Source organism: Janthinobacterium sp. UMAB-56, from assembly GCF_900095265.1.
Classification (GTDB): domain Bacteria; phylum Pseudomonadota; class Gammaproteobacteria; order Burkholderiales; family Burkholderiaceae_D; genus Janthinobacterium.
On sequence record NZ_LT607652.1, the window covers coordinates 214,991 to 233,846 of the forward strand.

The window sequence follows — 18,856 nt, forward strand, 5'->3', positions numbered from 1 at the left end:
GGTGCAGATCCCGTTTCCCGAGTTGATACCATGTCCAATCTTCCCGCCGCGGCTGGCGCCAGTGGCAAAGCCCCCAAAGCACCTATCTTGACCAGCCTGGCGCCGATGGCCTTGCCCGGCTTTTTCGTGTTGTTATGGAGTACAGGTTTTATCGTGGCCAAGTTCGGCTTGCCCTACGCGCCGCCGCTGACCTTTTTGTTGTTGCGCTTCCTTGGCGTGCTGCTGATCCTGCTGCCGCTGGTGCTGCTGTTGCGCGCGCCTTGGCCCGTGGGACAGTTCCGCCAGATCGCCGTGGCCGGCATCTTGATGCAGGCCGGCTACCTGGCCGGCGTCTGGTGCGCCATCAAGCTGGGCATGCCGGCCGGCCTGTCCGCGCTGATCGTGGGCATGCAGCCCGTGTTGACGGCCTGCGCTGCGCCCCTGATCGGCGAATCCGTGCGCCCGCGCCAGTGGCTGGGCCTGTTCTTTGGCTTGCTGGGCGTGGCCCTGGTCGTGTATGCGAAGATCAATCTCGTGGGCTTGACCGTGGAAAGCGTGCTGCTGTGCGTATTCGCCCTGCTGTCGATGACGGCCGGCACCATGTATCAAAAACGCCACTGTCCGCAATTCGACTTGCGCACCGGCACGGTGGTGCAGTTTGCCGCCTCCATCGTGGTGGTCTTGCCATTTGCCCTGTATTACGAAGGGCTGGACCTGCATTTCAGCAATGTGCAATGGACGGCGAATTTTATCGGTGCCTTGCTGTGGTCGGTACTCGTGCTGTCCATCGGCGCCATTTTCCTGCTGTTCGCCCTGATCCGCCGCAGCGACGCCACGAAAGTGACGGGCTTGCTGTACCTGACGCCGCCCACGACGGCCGTGATGGCCTGGCTGATGTTCGGCGAAGCGTTCAATATGCTGGGCATCGCCGGCATGCTGGTGGCCGTGGTCGGCGTGGTATTTGTAGTCAAGAAATAGAGATGGCAGGAGAACAGGGTAGTGAACAAGCAAGCATCTGAAACACCGTCGACGCAGCAAGCCGTGGACGCCGTCATCGTGTCGCGCCGCTCGATCCGCGCCTTTTTGTCCACGCCGGTGGCGCAGGACGATGTCGCGCGCATCCTGGAAGTGGCGGCGCGCGCGCCCTCGGGCGCCAACATGCAGCCGTGGAAAGTATATGTGCTGTCGGGCGAGGCGCGCCTGCGCCTGTCGCGCCGCATCCTTGCCGCCTATGCCGCGCCGAAAGCGCCCGATGCGCCCGCGCGAACGGCGTCGTATACCTATTACCCGCGCCAGTGGACGGCGCCGTTCATCGAGCGCCGGCGCAAGATCGGCCTGGACCTGTATCAGCTGCTGGGCCTGGAGCGGGGCGATACGGCCGGCATGATGGCCCAGCATGGACGCAATTTCCAGTTTTTCGATGCGCCCGTGGGACTGATCTTTACCATCGAACGGGTGCTGGAACAGGGTTCCTGGCTCGATTACGGCATGTTCTTGCAAAACATCATGCTGGCGGCGCGCGCGCGCGGACTCGATACCTGCCCGCAAGCGGCCTTCATCCATTACCATGACATCATCCGCGACGAGCTGGGCGTGCCGGCCAGCGAAATGGTGGTGTGCGGCATGGCCCTCGGCTATGCCGACCCGGACAAGATCGAGAACCGCTTGAGCACGGAACGCGAGCCACTGGCTGGCTTTGTTAAATTCATGGATCAATAGCCATTGCCAGCGACCAGCACAGGTAAACAGGCAGTTAGGGATGAGCTTGTTTGCTGATCGTCAACGACTTGTATTCCATTGCTGCAATAAATACTGTCTTAACTGTTAAATTGGCTTGCGATTACTCTGCATTTCGCTACACTGCAATAAGGCAACAGCTTCACGGGGAATTATCGAATGGCTAAGTTTAAACTTGCGCTGGGTATCCTGGCTTCCCTGCTGTTTGTGCTGGCGCCGGCTGCGGCCGTGCACGCCAGGGAAGCGAACGGCAAATCCTCAGCCGCGAAGAAACACAACACCAAGAAAGTCAAAGTCGTGCTGCGCAAGGGCGCCACTGCCGCGCCGCGCGAAAAGACCGTGCGCCGGGTCGTCATGGTGCGCGGCAAACGCAAGGTCATTTATCAAAAAGTCAGCAGCGTGGCCGTGCCCATGGCTGCACCGATGCCCACCATGGGCGACCTGGCCGGCCTGAATCTCACGCGCGATCCGCTCGACCTCAAATCGAGCGTGGCGCTGGTGCTGGACCAGGCCAACTCGGAAGTGTTGTTTGAAAAGAATTCCAATGTGGCCCTGCCCATCGCCTCCATTACCAAGATGATGACGGGCCTGGTAGTGGTCGAAGCGCGCCAGGACATGGATGAAGTGCTGACGATTACGGACGAGGACGTCGACCGTGCCAAGTTCAGCAGCTCGCGCCTGAAAGTGGGCTCGCAATTGACGCGCGCCAATATGCTGCATATTGCCCTGATGAGCTCGGAAAACCGCGCTGCCTCGGCCTTGGGCCGCAATTATCCGGGCGGCTTGCCGGCCTTTGTCGACGCCATGAACAGCAAGGCGCGCCAGCTGGGCATGATGGATACCCACTACGTCGATTCCAGCGGCTTGTCGAAAATGAATGTGGCCAGCGCGCGCGACCTGGGCAAGCTGGCCATGGCCGCTTTCCGTCATCCGCTGCTGCGCGAGTATTCGACGGACCCGAAAGCCATCGTCGAAGCCAGCGGTCAGCCCATGCAGTTTGGCAATACGAATCACCTGGTGGCCAATCCGGGCTGGGAGATCGGCTTGCAAAAGACGGGTTTCATCAATGAGGCGGGACGTTGCCTGATGATGCAGGCTGTCATCGAAGGACGGGCCGTGATCATGGTCTTCCTCGATTCCAAGGGAAAACAGTCGCGTACGGCCGATGCGGGACGCATGCGCAAGTGGCTCGAAGCCCTCAAGCCTGCCAACATGAGCCTGCCCGGCGGTTAATTAAGTTTTAATGCGAATGTCCATGGCAGCGTTGCACTGACTCGCCGTACTAGTCGTACTGTCTTCGTTAGTGCGCCTTGCCCTGAACATTTTTATGCGGCAGTGCTTTAGTCTTGTGGGATAAATCCCAAGGTCACTGAAATCTGGTTCGCCGTTTCCACCAGGTCCACCAGCCACTCGTCTTGCAGGCGGTCGGCTGGCGCCGAGATCGACAGGCCGGCGATCAGCTTGCCCGTATCGTCGCGGATGCCAGCGGCCATGCAGCGCACGCCCAGTTCCAGTTCTTCATTGTCGCGCGCATAGCCGCGTTCGCGCACCAGGCTCAGCTCGCGCTCGAGCTTTTGCAGATCCGTGATGGAATTCTTGTTGTGCCCGGCCAAGCCCGTGCGCGTGGCATACGCGCGGATGGCTTTTGGCTCATCGACTGACAGGAACAGCTTGCCGGTCGAAGTCAGGTGCAGCGGTCCCCGTCCACCGATGGCGCGCACCACCTGCATGCCCGAGCGTTCGGAAAAGGCGCGGTCGATGTAGACGATCTCGTCACCCTGGCGCACGGACAGGTTGATGGTTTGCTGGGTTTTCTTGTGCAGCTGGCGCATGAAGTCCAGCGCCGCTTCGCGCACGCTGAGGCGGCTTTTCACCACATTGCCCAGTTCCAGCAGGCGCATGCCCAGCCGGTAGGTTCCCGGTTCGATGCGGTCGACAAAGCGCGTCAGCACCATGTCGTTGAGAATGCGGTGCGCCGTCGAGGGGTGCAGGCCGGAAACTTTCGACAATTCCTTCAGGCTGACCGGGTCGGAATATTTGGCCAGGGCATCGAGCAGGGCGACCATGCGTTCGATCACCTGTATCGTCGTCTTTGGGGCAGCGACCGGTTCAATTTTCATGATGGATTTGGTGCATTGCAGTATTCATGCTTCTTTATACCATGATGTGAAAAAATAGTGAAATGTTCCGAGATATTCAGCGAATAAATGGTCACATTGCCATGCCAGCCCCATAATGTGCCCACTGCACCTGCATCACATTTGGAAAACTATGCAACCTGTAAATGAATTCAAAAGCAAGAGTGGCTTGAAACGGATTTTTTCCGCCTTTTTCTACTCGCTCGATGGCTTGAAAGCGGCCTGGCGCCACGAACACGCGTTTCGCCAGGAGCTGGGCCTGTTCGTCGTCGGCACCGTGATCGCCTTGTTGCTGCGCATCTCCGCCTTTGAAAAGCTGCTGCTGATCGGCGTGCTGTTGCTGGTTTTGATCATAGAATTGCTCAACTCCGCGCTGGAAGCCGTAGTCGACCGCATCTCGCTGGAACGCCATCCGCTGTCGAAAAACGCCAAGGATTTCGGCAGCGCCGCCGTGCTGCTGACGTGCATCCTGGCGTTTGCCACCTGGGCCGTTGTCCTGTTCAACCGTTTTTATTAAGCGCCAAATCCCCGTTGCACGCCGTCCATATGCGCAAATTGCATATCAAACGGCGAAACGCTTCGTTCTCTTTGCGGCCGTTGCGCCGTAATCTGGTGGCTCTGAAAGTTCAACCACACGGGGATCTTAGATGCTGTCGAAAAAAATCATCATTGCCGCCGCCCTCAGCGCGTTTGCCCTTCTGCAAACGGCGCAAGCGGCCGATATCACCCTGCTCAACGTGTCGTATGACCCGACGCGCGAGCTCTACCAGGATGTGAACACGGCGTTTGCCAAGCAGTGGAAAGGCAAGACGGGCGACAACGTCAAGATCAAGCAATCGCACGGCGGTTCCGGCAAGCAGGCGCGCGCCGTCATCGATGGCCTGGAAGCGGACGTGGTCACCTTGGCCCTGGCCTACGACATCGATGCGCTGGCCGAGCACAAGCTGCTGGCCGCCGACTGGCAAAAGCGATTGGCGCACAACAGCTCGCCCTACACCTCGACCATCGTGTTCCTGGTGCGCAAGGGCAATCCGAAAGGCATCAAGGATTGGAACGACTTGATCAAGCCTGGCGTGTCCGTTATCACGCCGAATCCGAAAACCTCGGGCGGCGCCCGCTGGAATCATCTGGCCGCGTGGGGCTACGCGCTGCGCCAGCCGGGCGGAAATGAAGCCAAGGCCAGGGATTTCCTCGGCAAACTGTATAAAAACGTGCCCGTGCTCGACTCCGGCGCGCGCGGTGCTACGACCACTTTTGTCGAGCGCGGCATCGGCGATGTGCTGATCGCCTGGGAAAACGAGGCTTACCTGGCCGTCAAGGAACTGGGGCCGACCAAGTTCGATATCATCACGCCTTCCGTCAGCATCCTGGCCGAGCCGCCCGTCGCCGTCGTCGACAAGGTTGCCGACAAGCACGGTACGCGCAAGGTGGCCGAAGCCTATCTGAACTACCTGTACACGGACGAAGCGCAAGACCTCATCGCCAAGAATTACTACCGTCCGACAACGGACAAGGCGGCGAAGAAATATGCGTCGCAGTTTGCCAAGGTCAATCTGTTCACCATCGAGCAAGTGGCAGGGGGCTGGACGGCAGCACAGAAGGCGCACTTTGCCGATGGCGGCATCTTCGACCAGATTTATCAGCCGAAGTAATCTTCACCGGCAGGCGGCAATGCTTGCCGGCATCGATCACGCAAGGACACATCATGGCGCTGCGCAGCTTTTCCGATTACCGGGTATTGATCGTGCCGGGCTTGCATAACAGCGGTCCCGAGCATTGGCAGAGCCGCTGGCAGCGCCTGTATCCGCAATTCGAGCGGGTCGAGCAGGACCACTGGAACGAACCCGACCTGGCCACATGGTCGGCGCGCCTGGATCAGGTGCGGCGGCTAGATGCGCGTCCCACCCTGATCGTCGCCCACAGCTTCGGCTGCCTGACGACGGCGCACAGCCTTGCCCGCGACCCGCAAGGCGTGGCCGGCGTGCTGCTGGTGGGACCTGCCGATCCGGACAAGTTTGGCGTGGCCAAGGCATTGCCGCAAAAGCGGCTGCCTTGCCCCGGCATATTGATCGCCAGCCAGACAGACCCCTGGATGACAGCCGAACACGCTGCGCAGTGGGCACGGCGCTGGAATTGCAAGTATATTGATGGCGGTGCGCTGGGCCATATCAATGCCGAGTCGCGCCTGGGCGACTGGCTGTATGGCCAGGCGCAACTGCAAACGCTGTTTGATCTGGCGCAAAGCGACAAACGCCACCGTCAGGCAGCCTGATACGACCAGCATCCCGCCACACAACCTCACAAGGAGATCACGATGACTTTACGCCTGGGCGATGTCGCCCCTGATTTTGAACAAGACAGCTCCATCGGCACGCTCAAGTTCCACGCGTGGGCCGGCGACTCCTGGGTGGTGCTGTTCTCCCACCCGGCCGACTTCACCCCCGTGTGCACGACGGAACTGGGCTTGACTGCCAAGCTCAAGCCGGAATTTGACAAGCGCAACGTGAAGGCTATCGCCCTGTCCGTGGACGCGGCCGAGTCGCACAAGAGCTGGATCAAGGATATCGAAGAGACGCAAAACACGGTCGTGGGTTTCCCCATCATCGCCGACGTCGACAAGAAAGTATCGGTGCTGTACGACATGATCCACCCGGAGCAATCCGTCACGGCCACCGTGCGCTCCGTCTTCATCATCGACCCGAACAAGAAAGTGCGGCTGATCCTCACGTATCCGCTGAGCACGGGCCGCAACTTCAACGAAATCCTGCGCGTCATCGATGCTCTGCAATTGACGGATGGCTACACCGTGGCCACGCCCGGTAACTGGCAAGATGGCGACGACGTCATCATCCCCTTGACCGTGCAAGACCCGGACGTGATCAAGCAGAAATATCCGAAGGGCTTTACGGCCGCGAAACCTTATCTGCGCCTCACGCCGCAGCCAAACAAGTAAAAGCAGCGAAAAAACGTCCATCGCGTTGTTGCATTGCCTCGCCGTACATTCGTACTGTCTTCGGCAACGCGCCTAGCCCTGAACGTTTTATTCGGCACTCTTTCCCCATAAAAACGCACCTTGCCGGTGCGTTTTTTTTGGCCCGGATTTTTCAGTGGCAGGTATGCGAAATCCATCTAAGCAAATGAGAAATGGTTAGTTCTTTTTATAACTGTTGCATGTGATTATTGCGCCCTATAACTCAAAAATGTAATAAGAAGGGGTTTCTATGTCTGCAGCATCAGCAGCACCGCTCAAGGCGCGCGCAGCGCCGTTCCGGGTCATGCCGGGCTTTAAGCTGTCACTGGGCTTCACGCTCTTTTACCTGGCCCTAATCGTTCTCATTCCGCTCTCGTCGGTGTTCCTGAAAACCTTCACCATGACCTGGGACGCCTTCTTCAGCGCCGTCACGTCCGAGCGCGTGATGGCGTCATACCGCTTGACGTTTGGCGCCTCGCTGATCGCCGCCCTGCTGAACGTGGTGTTTGGCGGCATCCTGGCCTGGGTGCTGGTGCGCTATACATTCCCCGGCAAGCGCATCATCGACGCGTTGGTCGACTTGCCATTCGCCTTGCCGACGGCCGTGGCCGGCATCACCCTGACGGCCCTGTATTCGTCGAATGGCTGGTTCGGCCAGTTCATCGAAGGTGTGCTGGGCATCAAGGTGGCGTTCACGCCGTTGGGTGTGGTGGTGGCGCTGACCTTCATCGGCTTGCCGTTTGTCGTGCGTACCGTGCAACCGGTGCTGGAAGACGCGGAAAAGGAACTGGAAGAAGCGGCCGCCAGCCTGGGCGCCAATTCCTTGCAAACGTTTATCCGCGTCATCTTCCCCACGATTTTGCCCTCCTTGCTGACGGGTTTTGCGCTGGCCTTTGCCCGCGCCACGGGCGAGTACGGTTCAGTGATCTTTATCGCCGGCAATATGCCGATGGTGTCGGAAATCACGCCGCTATTCATTATTACCAAGCTGGAGCAATACGATTACGCGGGCGCCACGGCCATCGCCGTGGTGATGCTGGTGGTGTCCTTCCTGCTGTTGTTGACGATTAACCTGCTGCAAGCATGGACGCGCGGAAAGGCGAAGAAATCATGAGTACGAATATCACTGCCGTGGCCAAGGTGAAAGATGCGCGGCCGACAGCGCGCCGTTTCGAACCGAATGTCGGCCCCGTCGTGCTGGAACCTCTGTGGGTACGCACGGTATTGATCAGCATCGCCTTGCTGTTCCTGACGGCTTTCCTGATCGTGCCGCTGGTAGCCGTCTTTGCCGAAGCGTTCAAGAAGGGCTGGGAAGCGTATATCGCCGCCATCATCGATCCGGATGCGATTTCCGCCATCAAGCTGACCTTGATCACGGCCGCCATCGCCGTGCCGCTGAACCTGGTATTTGGCGTGGCCGCTTCCTGGTGTATCGCCAAATTCGAATTCCGCGGCAAGAGTATCTTGCTGACCCTGATTGACTTGCCGTTTTCCGTCTCGCCCGTGATTTCCGGCCTGATCTATGTGCTGATGTTTGGCGCCCAAGGCTGGTTTGGCCCGTGGCTGCAGGCGCACGACATCAAGATCCTGTTTGCCGTGCCCGGCATCGTGCTCGCTACCATCTTCATTACTTTCCCCTTCGTCGCGCGTGAATTGATCCCGCTGATGCAGTCGCAGGGCAGCGAAGAAGAAGAGGCTGCCATCGTGCTGGGCGCCTCGGGCTGGAATACTTTCCGCCGCGTGACTTTGCCAAACATCAAGTGGGGGCTGCTGTATGGCGTGATCCTGTGTAACGCCCGCGCCATGGGCGAGTTCGGCGCCGTGTCTGTCGTCTCCGGCCATATCCGTGGCGAAACCAACACCATGCCGCTGCAGGTGGAGATTCTGTACAACGAGTACAACTTTGCCGCCGCGTTTGCCGTCGCCTCGCTGTTGGCCTTGCTAGCCCTGGTGACCCTGGCCTTGAAAGCTTTTATTGAGTGGCGTTTGAACGAGAGCGACGCCGACGATTCCGCCTTACGTTCTACGGAGCACTGACATGACCATCGCAGTTAAAAACATCCACAAGCGTTTCGGCGATTTCGTCGCCCTCGACAATATCTCGCTGGACTTTCCCGCCGGCGAACTGACGGCCCTGCTGGGCCCGTCCGGTTGCGGCAAGACGACCTTGCTGCGCATCATCGCCGGCCTCGAGCATCCGGACAGCGGCCAGGTGCTGCTCGATGCAGAGGACGCATCGAACCGCCACGTGCGCGAACGCCAGGTGGGTTTCGTCTTCCAGCATTACGCCTTGTTCAAGCACATGACGGTATTTGAAAACGTGGCCTTTGGTTTGCGCGTGAAGTCGCGCAGCGAGCGCCCGTCGGAAGACCAGATCCGCCGCAAGGTGAAGGATTTGCTGGAACTGGTGCAACTGGATTGGCTGGCCGACCGTTATCCGCCGCAACTGTCGGGCGGACAACGCCAGCGCATCGCCCTGGCACGCGCCCTGGCCGTCGAGCCGCGCGTGCTGCTGCTGGACGAACCGTTCGGCGCTTTGGATGCCAAGGTGCGCAAGGAATTGCGCCGCTGGCTGCGCCGCCTGCATGACGACTTGCACGTGACCAGCATTTTCGTCACGCATGACCAGGAAGAAGCGCTGGAGGTGGCGGACCAGGTCGTGCTGATGAACAAGGGCACCGTCGAGCAACTGGGTTCCCCGGAGCAAGTCTACAACCACCCGGCTTCACCGTTCGTCTACGGTTTCCTGGGCAACGTCAACCTGTTCCATGGCCGCGTGCATGACGGCGTGATGGCGACCGGTGACGCCAGCTTCGAAGTGCCCGATTACGCGGGCGTGAGCGACAGCAAGGGCACGGCCTATGTGCGGCCGCACGACCTGGAAATCGACCGCTACACGCAGGGCGCCGAAGGCATCGTCGTGAAACTGAGCCGCGCCCATGCCATCGGCCCGCTGGCCCAGCTGGACTTGCAGCGCGTCGATAACAGCGAGCTGATCGAAGCGGTGATGTCGAACGAGCGTTTCACGCATCTGCAACTGAAGGAAGGCGAAACGCTGGTCGTGCGTCCCAAGCGCCTGCACGTCTTTGTCGAACCCACATCAAGAATTTAATATTGGAATGCCATGAACTTTCAACAACTGCGTTCGATCCGCGAAGCGGCTCGCCGCGGCTATAACCTGACGGAAGTGGCCAACGCCCTGTTCACGTCGCAGCCGGGCGTGAGCCGGCAAATCCGCGAACTCGAGGACGAGCTGGGCGTGGTCATCTTCGAGCGCAACGGCAAGCGCCTGACGGGCTTGACGGAGCCGGGCAAGGGCATCTTGAAGATCGTCGACCGTCTCTTGATCGAGGCGGAAAACCTGCAGCAGGCCAGCCTCGAATACAGCGGCCAGACCAGCGGTACCTTGTCGGTGGCGGCCACGCACACGCAGGCGCGCTATGCGCTGCCGAAAGTGGTGCAAAGTTTCCGCGCCGCCTACCCCGACGTGCGTATTGCGCTACAACAAAGCGCGCCCGAGCACATCGCGGAGTGGGTACTGTCGGGCAAGACCGATATCGGCATCGCCACGGAAGGCTTGAGCCAGTTCCCCGACCTCGTGTCGTTCCCGTGCTACCGCTGGAGCCACCTGATTGTCGTGCCGGACGGCCACCCGCTGCTCGAACATGCAAGCATCCGCCTGGAAGACCTGGCCAAGTATCCCTTGATCACCTACGACAAGGGGTTCACGGGACGCGGCCATATCGACGATGCGTTCGCCAAGGCGGGCGTGGCCACCGACATCATCCTGACCGCCATGGATTCTGACGTTATCAAGCAATACGTGGCGCTGGGCCTGGGCGTGGGTATCGTTGCCTCCATGGCCTTCGATCATGGTCGGGACAAGGGGCTGCGGGCCGTGGAAGCGTCGCATCTGTTCGCCAGTAACACGACGCGTTTGGCGGTGCGCCGCGGCACGTACCTGCGCGCCTATGCCTACGAGTTCATATTGCAGCTGGCGCCGGACCTGACGCGCGCAGACATCGACCGTGCCATGGCGGGAGAGGACGCCCCCTAGGCGATGGCCGCCCTTTGCGCGCGCGTCAGGCTGGCCACGGCGCGTGCGTAGCTATCGTGTACCAGTTCCGCCAGGTAATCGCTTGGGAAGCGCGCCACATCGACGATGCTCACCCAGTGAAAGCGGCCCATGTAGCGGGCTGGTTTCACGCCCGGCATATCCGTCAGTTCGATAAACCGTTCCGCGCTGACCCACAGGCTGAAGCGCCACTGTTCCGGTGCGCTGGTCTTAAAATAGGCAAATTTCTTGCCGCTCACTTCAAGCACGAGGATGTTCGACGGCGCGCCGTATAGCACGGCTTGCGCACCGGGCTGGGCCGCGCAAAATTCCTTCAGTTCATCTGTTGTCATTCTTCAAGCACCATGAATTTTCGCGTGTTGTGGTCGTAGGCATAGGCTGACCCGGCAGGAGCGTCCCGCAGGCGCATGAAACGCTCGTCCACGCTGAGCACGGCGCCCAGCGAGACGAGGGCCACCTTGGCGCTGTCGTTGATGTCGTCATCGCTTTCGTCGTTGGCCGTGAAGCGCCAGCCGCTGTCGTCGCTGTTGTCCTGCACTTCGCGGTACAGATAGACGCATGGTAGCCGATTGCGTGTCAGGATGACCACGCATGCGGTCCAGGCTTGCCATTGTCGCAAGGTTCCCTCGCCATCGGGTGTGTGCCGATGACAACAATCCTTTTCCGGGCACAGCGCCCGCGCATGGCAAGGATAGCGGCAAGCCCCGTGATAGCGGACCCTGGCAATAAATTGATGAGGTCGATTGAAAATGCCAATGGGAAAATATGTTTCTTTAATTGCATTTTGATTTCCTCGATGATATCTTTTGTTTTGTCGCAGAAATAATAAAAAATACAAATAAGTTGCAATATTGAAATAAAATCCAGGGGAAATATATGAATATGACGAAACATGCAGTATTGGGACTGTGCCTCAGTGTGTCGGCTTGCCTGGCGCCATTGGCCCAAGCGGCGAATTGGGTGGAAATCACCGATCCGGCCAAGAGTGGTTTCTTGGTAGGCGGCAATACCGTCACCTATGGCTCGGTGGCCGCCGATACGGTCTGGGTATACGACGGCGCCAACCCATCCGGCGCGCAAAGCGCGGCCGCCATCCAGAGTTTGGTCAGCAGCAAGTTTGCCCTGCCGTCCAGCGGTACCGGCTCCTTGGTCTTTGCCGCCCAGGGCGACCTGGCCAGCAGCAAGTCCGGTTCGTTCACCGTCACCTCCAGCTTTGACTACCTGGCCGTGCATTATGGCCGTGGCGAACTGTTGTTCCACTGGGATACGCCGCTGGCCGCCAATACGCTTTTCAGCATTGCCAACCTGCCGCGTGGCTTGAGCAATTTCCGCGCGTTCAACTCGGTCTCGGCCGTGCCTGAGCCAGCGACCTACGGCATGCTGATGCTGGGTCTGGGCCTGCTCGGTTTTGTCGCGCGCCGCCGTCGCGCCTGAGCCTGCAGCGCCTGCGGGCGCAAGATGAAAAAAGCCCGGAAACGCGATGCGTTCCGGGCTTTTTGTCGTATGGACTTGCCGCTTACCAGCTATAGCCGGCCTTGGCGTAGTAATAGCGGCCGTTGAAGCCGTTCGGCGCGAAGATGCTGTAGGGCTGGGTGCCGTTGACGTTGAGGTTGCCGTTGCTGGTCACTTGCGCCGGGTAGCGGTTGGTGACGTTGTCGATGCCGGCCACCAGGCGCCAGTTCTTGCCCAGTTTCACGGAACCGGACACGTCCAGCGCCCATTGCGGATCATACGTCTGGTCCAGCTTGACATCGTTTTGCGGCACCGTGAAGCTGCCGTAGCGCGTCACGACGCCGTGCGCATTCCAGATGCCGAAGCCATAGTCGGCGGCCAGGCTGAACTTGTCCTTCGGCGACGCCACCGTGATGCGATCGATGCTCTGGCGGTCGATCAGTTTCAGGTTGTTGGCCGTCAGGATGGCCGGATTGTCGGCGATTTTCTGCACCGTGCTCTTGTTATGGTTGTACGCCACGGTGAGGTCCAGCCTATCCTTGTCCTGCAGGTCGATGCGGTAGGTGCTGACGATGTCCACGCCTTCCGTGCGCGTGTCGACGGCGTTGGTGAAGTAGCGCGCTGCGCCTACGGTCGAGCCTTGCGTCGCCAGCTCGGCCTTGAGCTTGTCGTTCAGCGCCAGGTTGGCCGAGAACAGGATGCGGTTGTCGATGTCGATGCGGTAGGCGTCGATCGACGTCGTGAAGTTGCGGCTAGGCTGGAATTGCAGGCCCAGGCTGTAGTTGCGGGCTTTTTCCGGTTTCAGGTCCTGTGCACCGAGGGAGCGCGCCTGCGGCGTATTCACGGCGAAGGTGCCCGTTTCGATGGCCGTATTGTTGCCATTGATGACCTGGAAGTTGGTGGTCGTGATGGTGTAGTACTGCTGTGCCAGTGATGGCGCGCGGAAGCCGCTCGACACGGTGCCGCGCAGGGACAGGGCGTCGGTGAACGAGTAGCGGGCCGACCCCTTGGCCGAGGTGGTGCTGCCGAAATCGCTGTAGCGCTCATGGCGCAGTGCCACGCCACCGGACAGGTTTTTCGTCGCTTCCGCTTCCAGGTTCACATAGATCGACTCGTTGTGGCGCGAGTGGCTGCCCGCGTTGGCGGGACGGAAGCCGGCAAAGCCTTGCGAGCCGCCACCCGTGTACGACGCTTCGTCGCCGGCGCCGATGCTGTATTTCTCATGGCGCGCTTCGGCGCCGACGGCCACCGTCAGCGGTCCCGTAAAGTAAGCAACGGGAAATTCGCGCGCCGCATCGAGGTTGAACACGGTCTGTTCATTTTTCAGCGAACCGGCATAGAAATGCGTGGGGCTGTTTGCGCCCAGCGACTGGTTGACCGTATTGTCCAGGTCCAGTTCGAACTTGTTGCTGCCGTAATTGAGGCTGGCATCCCAGCGCCAGCCGGCCGCTTCGCCGCGCAAGCCCGTGACGATGGACTGGTCGGTCAGGGTGCTGTTTTGCAGCGGCAAGAAGCCTTCAGGGAAAAGCGGCGTGCGCTGCGAATACGCTTTGGTGACGGAATTCTGGATCAGTGCCGTGCGCCAGGTGGCTGCGGCCGAGGTATCGCGCTTGCCATAGTTGCCGAAGGCGTACCAGTCTACATTGTCATTGATGCGGTATTCGCTGTTGAGGAAAATCGTCGCCGGCTTGCTTTCCGGGTCGCCATAGCGCTGGTTGACCTTGCCGTAGCGCGGTTCCAGCGGATTGCGGAAATCGGCGCCGGCGCGGTTGGTCGGATCGCGTTCCGCCACTTCGGCCGAGACACGCACCCAGCCGTCGTCGCCCAGGGCGAAGCCGGCCGAACCCTTGATGGATTTCTGCTTGCCGTCGCGTTCCTGCGTCTGGCCATAGCCCACTTCGATGTCGCCGCCGGCCGCGCCTTTTTTCAGGATGATGTTGATCACGCCGGCTATCGCGTCGGAGCCGTACTGGGCCGCTGCGCCATCGCGCAGCACTTCCACGTGGTCGATGGCGGCCAGGGGAATGGCATTCAGGTCGACGGGCGCCGAGCCGCGGCCCAGCGAGCCGTTGACGTTGACGACGGCCGAAGTGTAGCGGCGCTTGCCGTTCACCAGCACCAGCGTCTGGTCGGGCGACAGGCCGCGCAACTGGGCCGGACGCACGGCGTCGCTGGCGTCGGCGCCCGTGGCGCGGGCGAAGTTCAGCGATGGCAGCAGGCGCGCCAGCACGGTGGCCAGTTCGGCCGAACCCGTGCTTTGCAGGTCGCGCGAAGTGAGGATGTCGATCGGCGATTCGGAATCGATGGTGCGGCGGTTCTTGGCAAAGGTACCGGTGACCACCACCGATTGCAATTCACCTTCAGCCGGCAGCTCTTGCTGCGCTTGCACATGCATTGGCAGGCTGAAGCAGGCGATCAGGCTGGCGGCGAGGACGGTTTTCACGGGGAGGGCGGGAAGCTGGGAGCGGGCGGTGCTTGAACTCATCGACAATATCTCTTCGGTTAGTGGTTGCGCGGACCATGGCGGTCCGGTGACGAAATCAGCTTAGCAGCGGGCGAACGGCGTGCTTACGAATTGTTCTGTCTATCGATATGCAATAAATATCTGATACTCGTCAAAATGGCGCGAGTAGTGCATATGGCCTTGTCTCCAGCATACGACCGGGCATGGCAAGGCTGCAATGCTGCACCGCAGTAAATTGCTGGCTGTTGTATAAATACGACTATAGGGAATGAACGTTGCAGGCCTGGCGCCGCATGCCTACTGCCCCGGATTGGGCGCTCTGGCGTGGATGGCGTCGACAGCCGCCACCAGTTCCGGCGACAAGGTGACTTGATGGGCATCGATATTGTGCTGCAGCTGCTGCACGCTGGTGGCGCCGATGATGGTGGCGGCCACGAACCAGCGCGTGTAGCACCAGGCCAGCGCCAGTTGCGCCGGCGTCAAGCCGTGCGCGCGGGCCAGCGCCGCATACTGGCTGGCTGCCGCTATGGTGGCGGGGCGCACGTAGCGGGGACTCCAGCCGGCCGGGAAGCGCGTGAGGCGGCCCTTGGCCTGCGGATCGTCGAGGTATTTTGCTGTCAACTGGCCGAACGCCAGCGGGCTGTAGGCCAGCAAGCCGACGTTCTCGCGGTGACAGGTTTCGTCGAGCAGGCTCGTCTCGAAATGGCGCGCCGCCAGGTTGTACAGGTTCTGGATGGAGGCGATGCGCGGCAAGCCTTTCAGTTCGGCTTGCTTGATGAATTCGCACACGCCCCACGACGATTCGTTCGACACGCCGATGTGGCCGATCTTGCCTTCCTCGACCAGCTTGCCCAGCACGGCCAAAGTATCTTCGATGGCGACCGAGGCATGTTCCTTGCGCGGGTTGTACACGCTGGCGCCGAAGATGGGCAGGTTGCGGCTGGGCCAGTGCAATTGATACAGGTCGATGTGTTCCGTCTGCAGCCTGCGCAAGCTGTCTTCGACGGCGGCGCGAATGTTGGCCGCGTCGTGGTCCGTCTTGCCCTTGCGTATCCAGTGCATGCGCGAGTTCGGTCCGGCCACTTTGCTGGCCAGCACAATGTCGCCGCGCCTGCCGCTTTTCTTCAGCCAGCTGCCAATATGGCGTTCGGTGCTGCCCTGCGTTTGCGCGCTGGCCATCACCGGGTACAGGCCGAATGGCGAAAAAATAAGCTCGTTATGCTGCGTAATACTTCAAGCTAAGAGGCAAGTCGCCCACCAATTCGAATACGTTTTATGTAAGAAATGTACTTTAATGAGTCTATTTTAGCAAAAAAACGCCATTTTCTGACATTTCGTCAACCTTGAAACCATTCGCATTTTTGGTCGTTTTCAGCGGATCATTTTTAGCTGTAACGATCTGCAATTGAAACGGGGCCGACCAACATTCAAGCCAATTCCCGGCCAAGACTAGCCGCGACTGGAGAGCCCCTCAAACCAGCACTGTCTGCTCGCATTCGAGAGCATCGTCAATGCTTCCAGTTACTGGTCTAGGTTCTCAATCCTCCATTTTTACACGACGGGAAGTGCGACTGCCACGGGCTTTTTCTTACCTTTCAGCCTAGCCTCCATCTCATTTCTCCAAGTATCCAAAATCTCGATATCTATAGCTATCTCGTCCGGGAGCGGGATCGCTAGGTGTGCCTCCATTGCGCCGTCGTGGCCGGTAAATCTCTGATTAAGAGAATGAATACCGATCCGGATTTTCGTCGAGGCATGCTGGGGCGAAATCCAGCGTTACTTGAATGGTCGAAAAATCCCCTGGATCCTAAGTGGCAGTCCCTCGGGAATGACTTGGCACCATAATGACGATGTTGGTAGATTAAATTTGGTCGATCGAAGCGATCATGCCGATAACCATGAAATCTATCATCCGGATGGTAGTGGTGGTAGGGACAAATGGGGAGGTGGTCGCCCTGGTCGAGAAGGAAAATTAAACCCTGTTACAGGATGCCCATTATGAGAAATTTCTTAATAAACGAATTTTATAAGATCGAGGACTTGATTGATCTTGTAAGAGATAAGAACGAACGAGATGCCATCTATATGATTTATGTTCCTAAAAACGTGGGCGATTTAATTTCCGGAATGGAGGTGTACGTAGGTCCTGTACCCGATTTCGATGAGGACGATAATGAGGTGGTCCCTGATTCGGTCACGAAAAAGAATCTTGAGTTTGGTTACATGCGAGAACATTTTCAAGATGTTGTCGATTTAGCACATAAGCAAAAGCCAAATGCGTCAAAGGAAGAGATCATTAGATGCCTCAACCATTATGCCCAATACGATGATTTCCTGGATCTGCATTGAGGGAGTTACAGCCATGTAAATGTCGTTCGGGAGGATCCGGACGACGTGTATTCGACGCCGGTTGCACAACGTTGGAAGATCAATTGCAGGCAGCACATCTCTAGCAAATCGTACCGTTGTCGCACAAGAGCAAACAATTTTGTCGCGCCAGAAGCAACTTCATAAGGCACCATAATTCATTCAACGTGAAACCAGTATTGTTCACTTCAGAAAAAATACAAGTGCGCATGAGGGCCTTTTTTCAGACACCTCATACCTTAAGGTGAAATTGAAAAATGTAATGATTGCCCTATATAACCGTCATCCCATCTCGGCCGTGTCGATGAAGTTGATGCCCCGCTCGAGCGCGTAATCGAGCTGGCTGTGCGCTTCGGCTTCGCTATTCTGTTCGCCGAAGGTCATCGTGCCCAGGCAGATCCGGCTCACTTCCAGGCTGCTGGAACCGAGTCCGACCTTCGCCATCATGCTGGCTGTTTGCCGCGCAGCGCGCGTGCGCAATCCTTGATCAGGGCCGGCCCCGCGTAAATCAGGCCGCTGTACAGCTGCACCAGCTGCGCGCCCGCCTCGAACTTGGCCAAGGCATCCTTGCCCTGCATGATGCCGCCCACGCCGATGATGGGCAGTGCATCGCCCAGTTCCGCCTTCAGCAAACGGATGACATTGTTCGATAGTTCGAACACGGGCGCGCCCGACAGGCCGCCCGCTTCCGCGCCGTGCGGCATGCCTTCGACGGCGCTGCGCGACAGGGTCGTGTTGGTGGCGATGACGCCGTCGATGCGGTGGCGCGTGAGCGAGTCGGCGATGCTTTTCACCTGTTCGCCATCCATGTCCGGCGCGATTTTGAGAGCCAGCGGAACATAGCGCTTGTGCTGGTCGGCCAGGCGCGCCTGCGCTTGCTTCAGCTGCGACAGCAGGGCGTCAAGTTCCGACGCGCCCTGCAACTGGCGCAAATTCTTGGTGTTCGGCGACGAGATGTTCACCGTCACGTAGCTGGCGTAGGGGTAGACTTTTTCCAGGCACAGCAGGTAGTCGTCTGCCGCCCGCTCGATCGGCGTGTCGGCGTTCTTGCCGATGTTCAGGCCCAGCACGCCGGCGCGGTCCTGGTAAAACTTCGACGCCTGCACATTCGCCACGAAGGCGTCCACACCGCCATTGTTAAAACCCATGCGGTTGATGATGCCCTGCGCCTGCGGCAGGCGGAACATGCGCGGTTTCGGATTGCCGGCCTGCGCGCGCGGCGTGACGGTGCCCACTTCGATGGAGCCAAAACCCAGGTCGGCCAGCGCGTCGATGTAAGCGCCATCCTTGTCCAGGCCGGCGGCCAGGCCCACGGGATTCGGGAAGGTGATGCCCATCACGGTGCGCGGATCAAGAGCAGGCTTGCCGGCCAGCTTCGTCAGGCCCAGCGCGCTGGCACGTTTCAGGGCGGGCAGGGTGAGATGGTGGGCCGCTTCGGCATCCATCGAAAACAGCAGCGGGCGGGCGAGTGAGTACAGGAATTTTTCAGACATGGGGCGCTTTGAGTAGGTGTGCGGGCTGCCGGGAAGGGCTGGCGGCGCGCGAAATAAGTGCCGTATTTTACCGTGTTCCGCGCGGCTGCCGGGTGTATAGTTCCTGTTGGTAAAATGCAATATTGAAATCCTGATAATTTGCATTCGACCTTGGACTTTCCTGTTTCTTTTCTTTTCTCT

General features: G+C 59.3%; 19 protein-coding genes and 3 pseudogenes. 14 read left to right on the forward strand and 8 right to left on the reverse strand.

The annotated features are described in order from the left end of the window. The first annotated feature begins 30 nt into the window (after window positions 1-30). The 3 genes from K0F85_RS04010 to pbpG all read left to right on the forward strand — a co-directional run bounded on the left by K0F85_RS04010 (window position 31) and on the right by pbpG (window position 2,949). A complete protein-coding gene (locus K0F85_RS04010; RefSeq protein ID WP_219114657.1) occupies window positions 31-957 on the forward strand; it encodes a DMT family transporter in 927 nt (308 codons plus the stop codon). A gap of 21 nt (window positions 958-978) precedes the next feature. Further along, window positions 979-1,698: a nitroreductase gene (locus tag K0F85_RS04015; protein WP_219114658.1), complete on the forward strand. Its 720-nt coding sequence runs from the start codon at window positions 979-981 to the stop codon at window positions 1,696-1,698. Window positions 1,699-1,875: 177 nt separating this feature from the next. Beyond that, complete coding sequence (gene pbpG / locus K0F85_RS04020) at window positions 1,876-2,949, forward strand: D-alanyl-D-alanine endopeptidase (RefSeq protein WP_219114659.1); 1,074 nt, start codon at window positions 1,876-1,878, stop codon at window positions 2,947-2,949. A 107-nt stretch (window positions 2,950-3,056) separates the two neighbouring features. Here pbpG and K0F85_RS04025 read toward each other — a convergent pair whose 3' ends face one another. Continuing rightward, window positions 3,057-3,836, reverse strand: a complete 780-nt coding sequence (locus K0F85_RS04025; protein ID WP_034747499.1) for an IclR family transcriptional regulator — start codon at window positions 3,834-3,836, stop codon at window positions 3,057-3,059. 151 nt (window positions 3,837-3,987) lie between these two features. Here K0F85_RS04025 and K0F85_RS04030 point away from each other — a divergent pair, with 151 nt between their 5' ends. The 8 genes from K0F85_RS04030 (at window position 3,988) to K0F85_RS04065 (ending at window position 10,882) form a co-directional block, all read left to right on the forward strand. Then, on the forward strand, window positions 3,988-4,371 hold the full coding sequence (locus tag K0F85_RS04030; protein WP_257572513.1) for a diacylglycerol kinase: 384 nt from the start codon (window positions 3,988-3,990) through the stop codon (window positions 4,369-4,371). Window positions 4,372-4,501: 130 nt separating this feature from the next. Then, window positions 4,502-5,506: a sulfate ABC transporter substrate-binding protein gene (locus K0F85_RS04035; protein WP_257572514.1), complete on the forward strand. Its 1,005-nt coding sequence runs from the start codon at window positions 4,502-4,504 to the stop codon at window positions 5,504-5,506. A 53-nt stretch (window positions 5,507-5,559) separates the two neighbouring features. Then, complete coding sequence (locus K0F85_RS04040) at window positions 5,560-6,126, forward strand: alpha/beta hydrolase (protein WP_219114997.1); 567 nt, start codon at window positions 5,560-5,562, stop codon at window positions 6,124-6,126. A gap of 42 nt (window positions 6,127-6,168) precedes the next feature. Next, window positions 6,169-6,807: a peroxiredoxin gene (locus K0F85_RS04045; RefSeq protein ID WP_219114660.1), complete on the forward strand. Its 639-nt coding sequence runs from the start codon at window positions 6,169-6,171 to the stop codon at window positions 6,805-6,807. Window positions 6,808-7,129: 322 nt separating this feature from the next. Next, complete coding sequence (gene cysT / locus K0F85_RS04050) at window positions 7,130-7,939, forward strand: sulfate ABC transporter permease subunit CysT (protein WP_251373664.1); 810 nt, start codon at window positions 7,130-7,132, stop codon at window positions 7,937-7,939. Beyond that, window positions 7,936-8,862 carry a sulfate ABC transporter permease subunit CysW gene (gene cysW, locus K0F85_RS04055; protein WP_219114662.1) on the forward strand — a complete coding sequence of 309 codons (927 nt, stop codon included), beginning with the start codon at window positions 7,936-7,938 and terminating at the stop codon, window positions 8,860-8,862. The genes cysT and cysW overlap by 4 nt, the downstream gene beginning before the upstream one ends. A 1-nt stretch (window position 8,863) precedes the next feature. Continuing rightward, window positions 8,864-9,937, forward strand: a complete 1,074-nt coding sequence (locus tag K0F85_RS04060; protein WP_219114663.1) for a sulfate/molybdate ABC transporter ATP-binding protein — start codon at window positions 8,864-8,866, stop codon at window positions 9,935-9,937. A gap of 12 nt (window positions 9,938-9,949) precedes the next feature. After that, complete coding sequence (locus tag K0F85_RS04065) at window positions 9,950-10,882, forward strand: CysB family HTH-type transcriptional regulator (protein WP_219114664.1); 933 nt, start codon at window positions 9,950-9,952, stop codon at window positions 10,880-10,882. On the opposite strand, the gene K0F85_RS04070 is transcribed toward K0F85_RS04065, so the two are convergent. Genes K0F85_RS04070 through K0F85_RS04080 form a run of 3 tightly spaced genes read right to left on the reverse strand, consistent with a single transcriptional unit; the run spans window position 10,879 to window position 11,794 of the window. Next, a complete protein-coding gene (locus K0F85_RS04070; RefSeq protein ID WP_219114665.1) occupies window positions 10,879-11,232 on the reverse strand; it encodes an MmcQ/YjbR family DNA-binding protein in 354 nt (117 codons plus the stop codon). The genes K0F85_RS04065 and K0F85_RS04070 overlap by 4 nt on opposite strands. Next, window positions 11,229-11,489: a DUF2185 domain-containing protein gene (locus tag K0F85_RS04075; protein ID WP_219114666.1), complete on the reverse strand. Its 261-nt coding sequence runs from the start codon at window positions 11,487-11,489 to the stop codon at window positions 11,229-11,231. Before K0F85_RS04075 ends, K0F85_RS04070 begins: the two co-directional genes overlap by 4 nt. Continuing rightward, window positions 11,477-11,794 carry a hypothetical protein gene (locus K0F85_RS04080; protein WP_219114667.1) on the reverse strand — a complete coding sequence of 106 codons (318 nt, stop codon included), beginning with the start codon at window positions 11,792-11,794 and terminating at the stop codon, window positions 11,477-11,479. The genes K0F85_RS04075 and K0F85_RS04080 overlap by 13 nt, the downstream gene beginning before the upstream one ends. Window positions 11,795-12,247: 453 nt before the next feature. Between K0F85_RS04080 and K0F85_RS29200 the strand changes: the two are divergent. After that, window positions 12,248-12,334 (forward strand): annotated as a pseudogene (locus K0F85_RS29200) (PEP-CTERM sorting domain-containing protein); the annotation flags it as partial. An 82-nt stretch (window positions 12,335-12,416) separates the two neighbouring features. Here K0F85_RS29200 and K0F85_RS04090 read toward each other — a convergent pair. Together K0F85_RS04090 and K0F85_RS04095 are read right to left on the reverse strand one after the other, a co-directional pair. Further along, window positions 12,417-14,837 carry a TonB-dependent siderophore receptor gene (locus K0F85_RS04090; protein ID WP_219114668.1) on the reverse strand — a complete coding sequence of 807 codons (2,421 nt, stop codon included), beginning with the start codon at window positions 14,835-14,837 and terminating at the stop codon, window positions 12,417-12,419. Window positions 14,838-15,113: 276 nt separating this feature from the next. Beyond that, window positions 15,114-16,007, reverse strand: a pseudogene (locus K0F85_RS04095) (aldo/keto reductase); the annotation flags it as partial. Window positions 16,008-16,644: 637 nt separating this feature from the next. On the opposite strand from K0F85_RS04095, the gene K0F85_RS28565 reads away from it, so the two are divergent. Further along, window positions 16,645-16,818 carry an HNH endonuclease gene (locus K0F85_RS28565; protein ID WP_257572516.1) on the forward strand — a complete coding sequence of 58 codons (174 nt, stop codon included), beginning with the start codon at window positions 16,645-16,647 and terminating at the stop codon, window positions 16,816-16,818. Beyond that, on the forward strand, window positions 16,815-17,165 hold the full coding sequence (locus K0F85_RS04105) for a hypothetical protein (RefSeq protein ID WP_219114669.1): 351 nt from the start codon (window positions 16,815-16,817) through the stop codon (window positions 17,163-17,165). Before K0F85_RS28565 ends, K0F85_RS04105 begins: the two co-directional genes overlap by 4 nt. 306 nt (window positions 17,166-17,471) lie before the next feature. Here K0F85_RS04105 and K0F85_RS04110 read toward each other — a convergent pair. Both K0F85_RS04110 and K0F85_RS04115 read right to left on the reverse strand, forming a co-directional pair. Continuing rightward, a pseudogene (locus K0F85_RS04110) lies at window positions 17,472-17,627 on the reverse strand (aldo/keto reductase); the annotation flags it as partial. Further along, entirely contained in the window at window positions 17,627-18,676 is a 1,050-nt protein-coding gene (locus K0F85_RS04115) for a quinone-dependent dihydroorotate dehydrogenase (RefSeq protein ID WP_219114670.1), read from the reverse strand. The pseudogene K0F85_RS04110 and the gene K0F85_RS04115, both read right to left, overlap by 1 nt. Window positions 18,677-18,856: the final 180 nt, after the last annotated feature.

Bases quoted from the DNA above. Each gene is read 5' to 3' on its own strand.
- K0F85_RS04010 (WP_219114657.1), top strand. From the start codon at position 31: ATGTCCAATCTTCCCGCCGCGGCTGGCGCCAGTGGCAAAGCCCCCAAA.
- pbpG (WP_219114659.1), top strand. From the start codon at position 1,876: ATGGCTAAGTTTAAACTTGCGCTGGGTATCCTGGCTTCCCTGCTGTTT.
- K0F85_RS04025 (WP_034747499.1), bottom strand. From the start codon at position 3,836: ATGAAAATTGAACCGGTCGCTGCCCCAAAGACGACGATACAGGTGATC.
- K0F85_RS04030 (WP_257572513.1), top strand. From the start codon at position 3,988: ATGCAACCTGTAAATGAATTCAAAAGCAAGAGTGGCTTGAAACGGATT.
- K0F85_RS04035 (WP_257572514.1), top strand. From the start codon at position 4,502: ATGCTGTCGAAAAAAATCATCATTGCCGCCGCCCTCAGCGCGTTTGCC.
- K0F85_RS04040 (WP_219114997.1), top strand. From the start codon at position 5,560: ATGGCGCTGCGCAGCTTTTCCGATTACCGGGTATTGATCGTGCCGGGC.
- K0F85_RS04045 (WP_219114660.1), top strand. From the start codon at position 6,169: ATGACTTTACGCCTGGGCGATGTCGCCCCTGATTTTGAACAAGACAGC.
- cysT (WP_251373664.1), top strand. From the start codon at position 7,130: ATGCCGGGCTTTAAGCTGTCACTGGGCTTCACGCTCTTTTACCTGGCC.
- cysW (WP_219114662.1), top strand. From the start codon at position 7,936: ATGAGTACGAATATCACTGCCGTGGCCAAGGTGAAAGATGCGCGGCCG.
- K0F85_RS04060 (WP_219114663.1), top strand. From the start codon at position 8,864: ATGACCATCGCAGTTAAAAACATCCACAAGCGTTTCGGCGATTTCGTC.
- K0F85_RS04065 (WP_219114664.1), top strand. From the start codon at position 9,950: ATGAACTTTCAACAACTGCGTTCGATCCGCGAAGCGGCTCGCCGCGGC.
- K0F85_RS04070 (WP_219114665.1), bottom strand. From the start codon at position 11,232: ATGACAACAGATGAACTGAAGGAATTTTGCGCGGCCCAGCCCGGTGCG.
- K0F85_RS04080 (WP_219114667.1), bottom strand. From the start codon at position 11,794: ATGTTTCGTCATATTCATATATTTCCCCTGGATTTTATTTCAATATTG.
- K0F85_RS04090 (WP_219114668.1), bottom strand. From the start codon at position 14,837: ATGAGTTCAAGCACCGCCCGCTCCCAGCTTCCCGCCCTCCCCGTGAAA.
- K0F85_RS28565 (WP_257572516.1), top strand. From the start codon at position 16,645: ATGACTTGGCACCATAATGACGATGTTGGTAGATTAAATTTGGTCGAT.
- K0F85_RS04105 (WP_219114669.1), top strand. From the start codon at position 16,815: ATGAGAAATTTCTTAATAAACGAATTTTATAAGATCGAGGACTTGATT.
- K0F85_RS04115 (WP_219114670.1), bottom strand. From the start codon at position 18,676: ATGTCTGAAAAATTCCTGTACTCACTCGCCCGCCCGCTGCTGTTTTCG.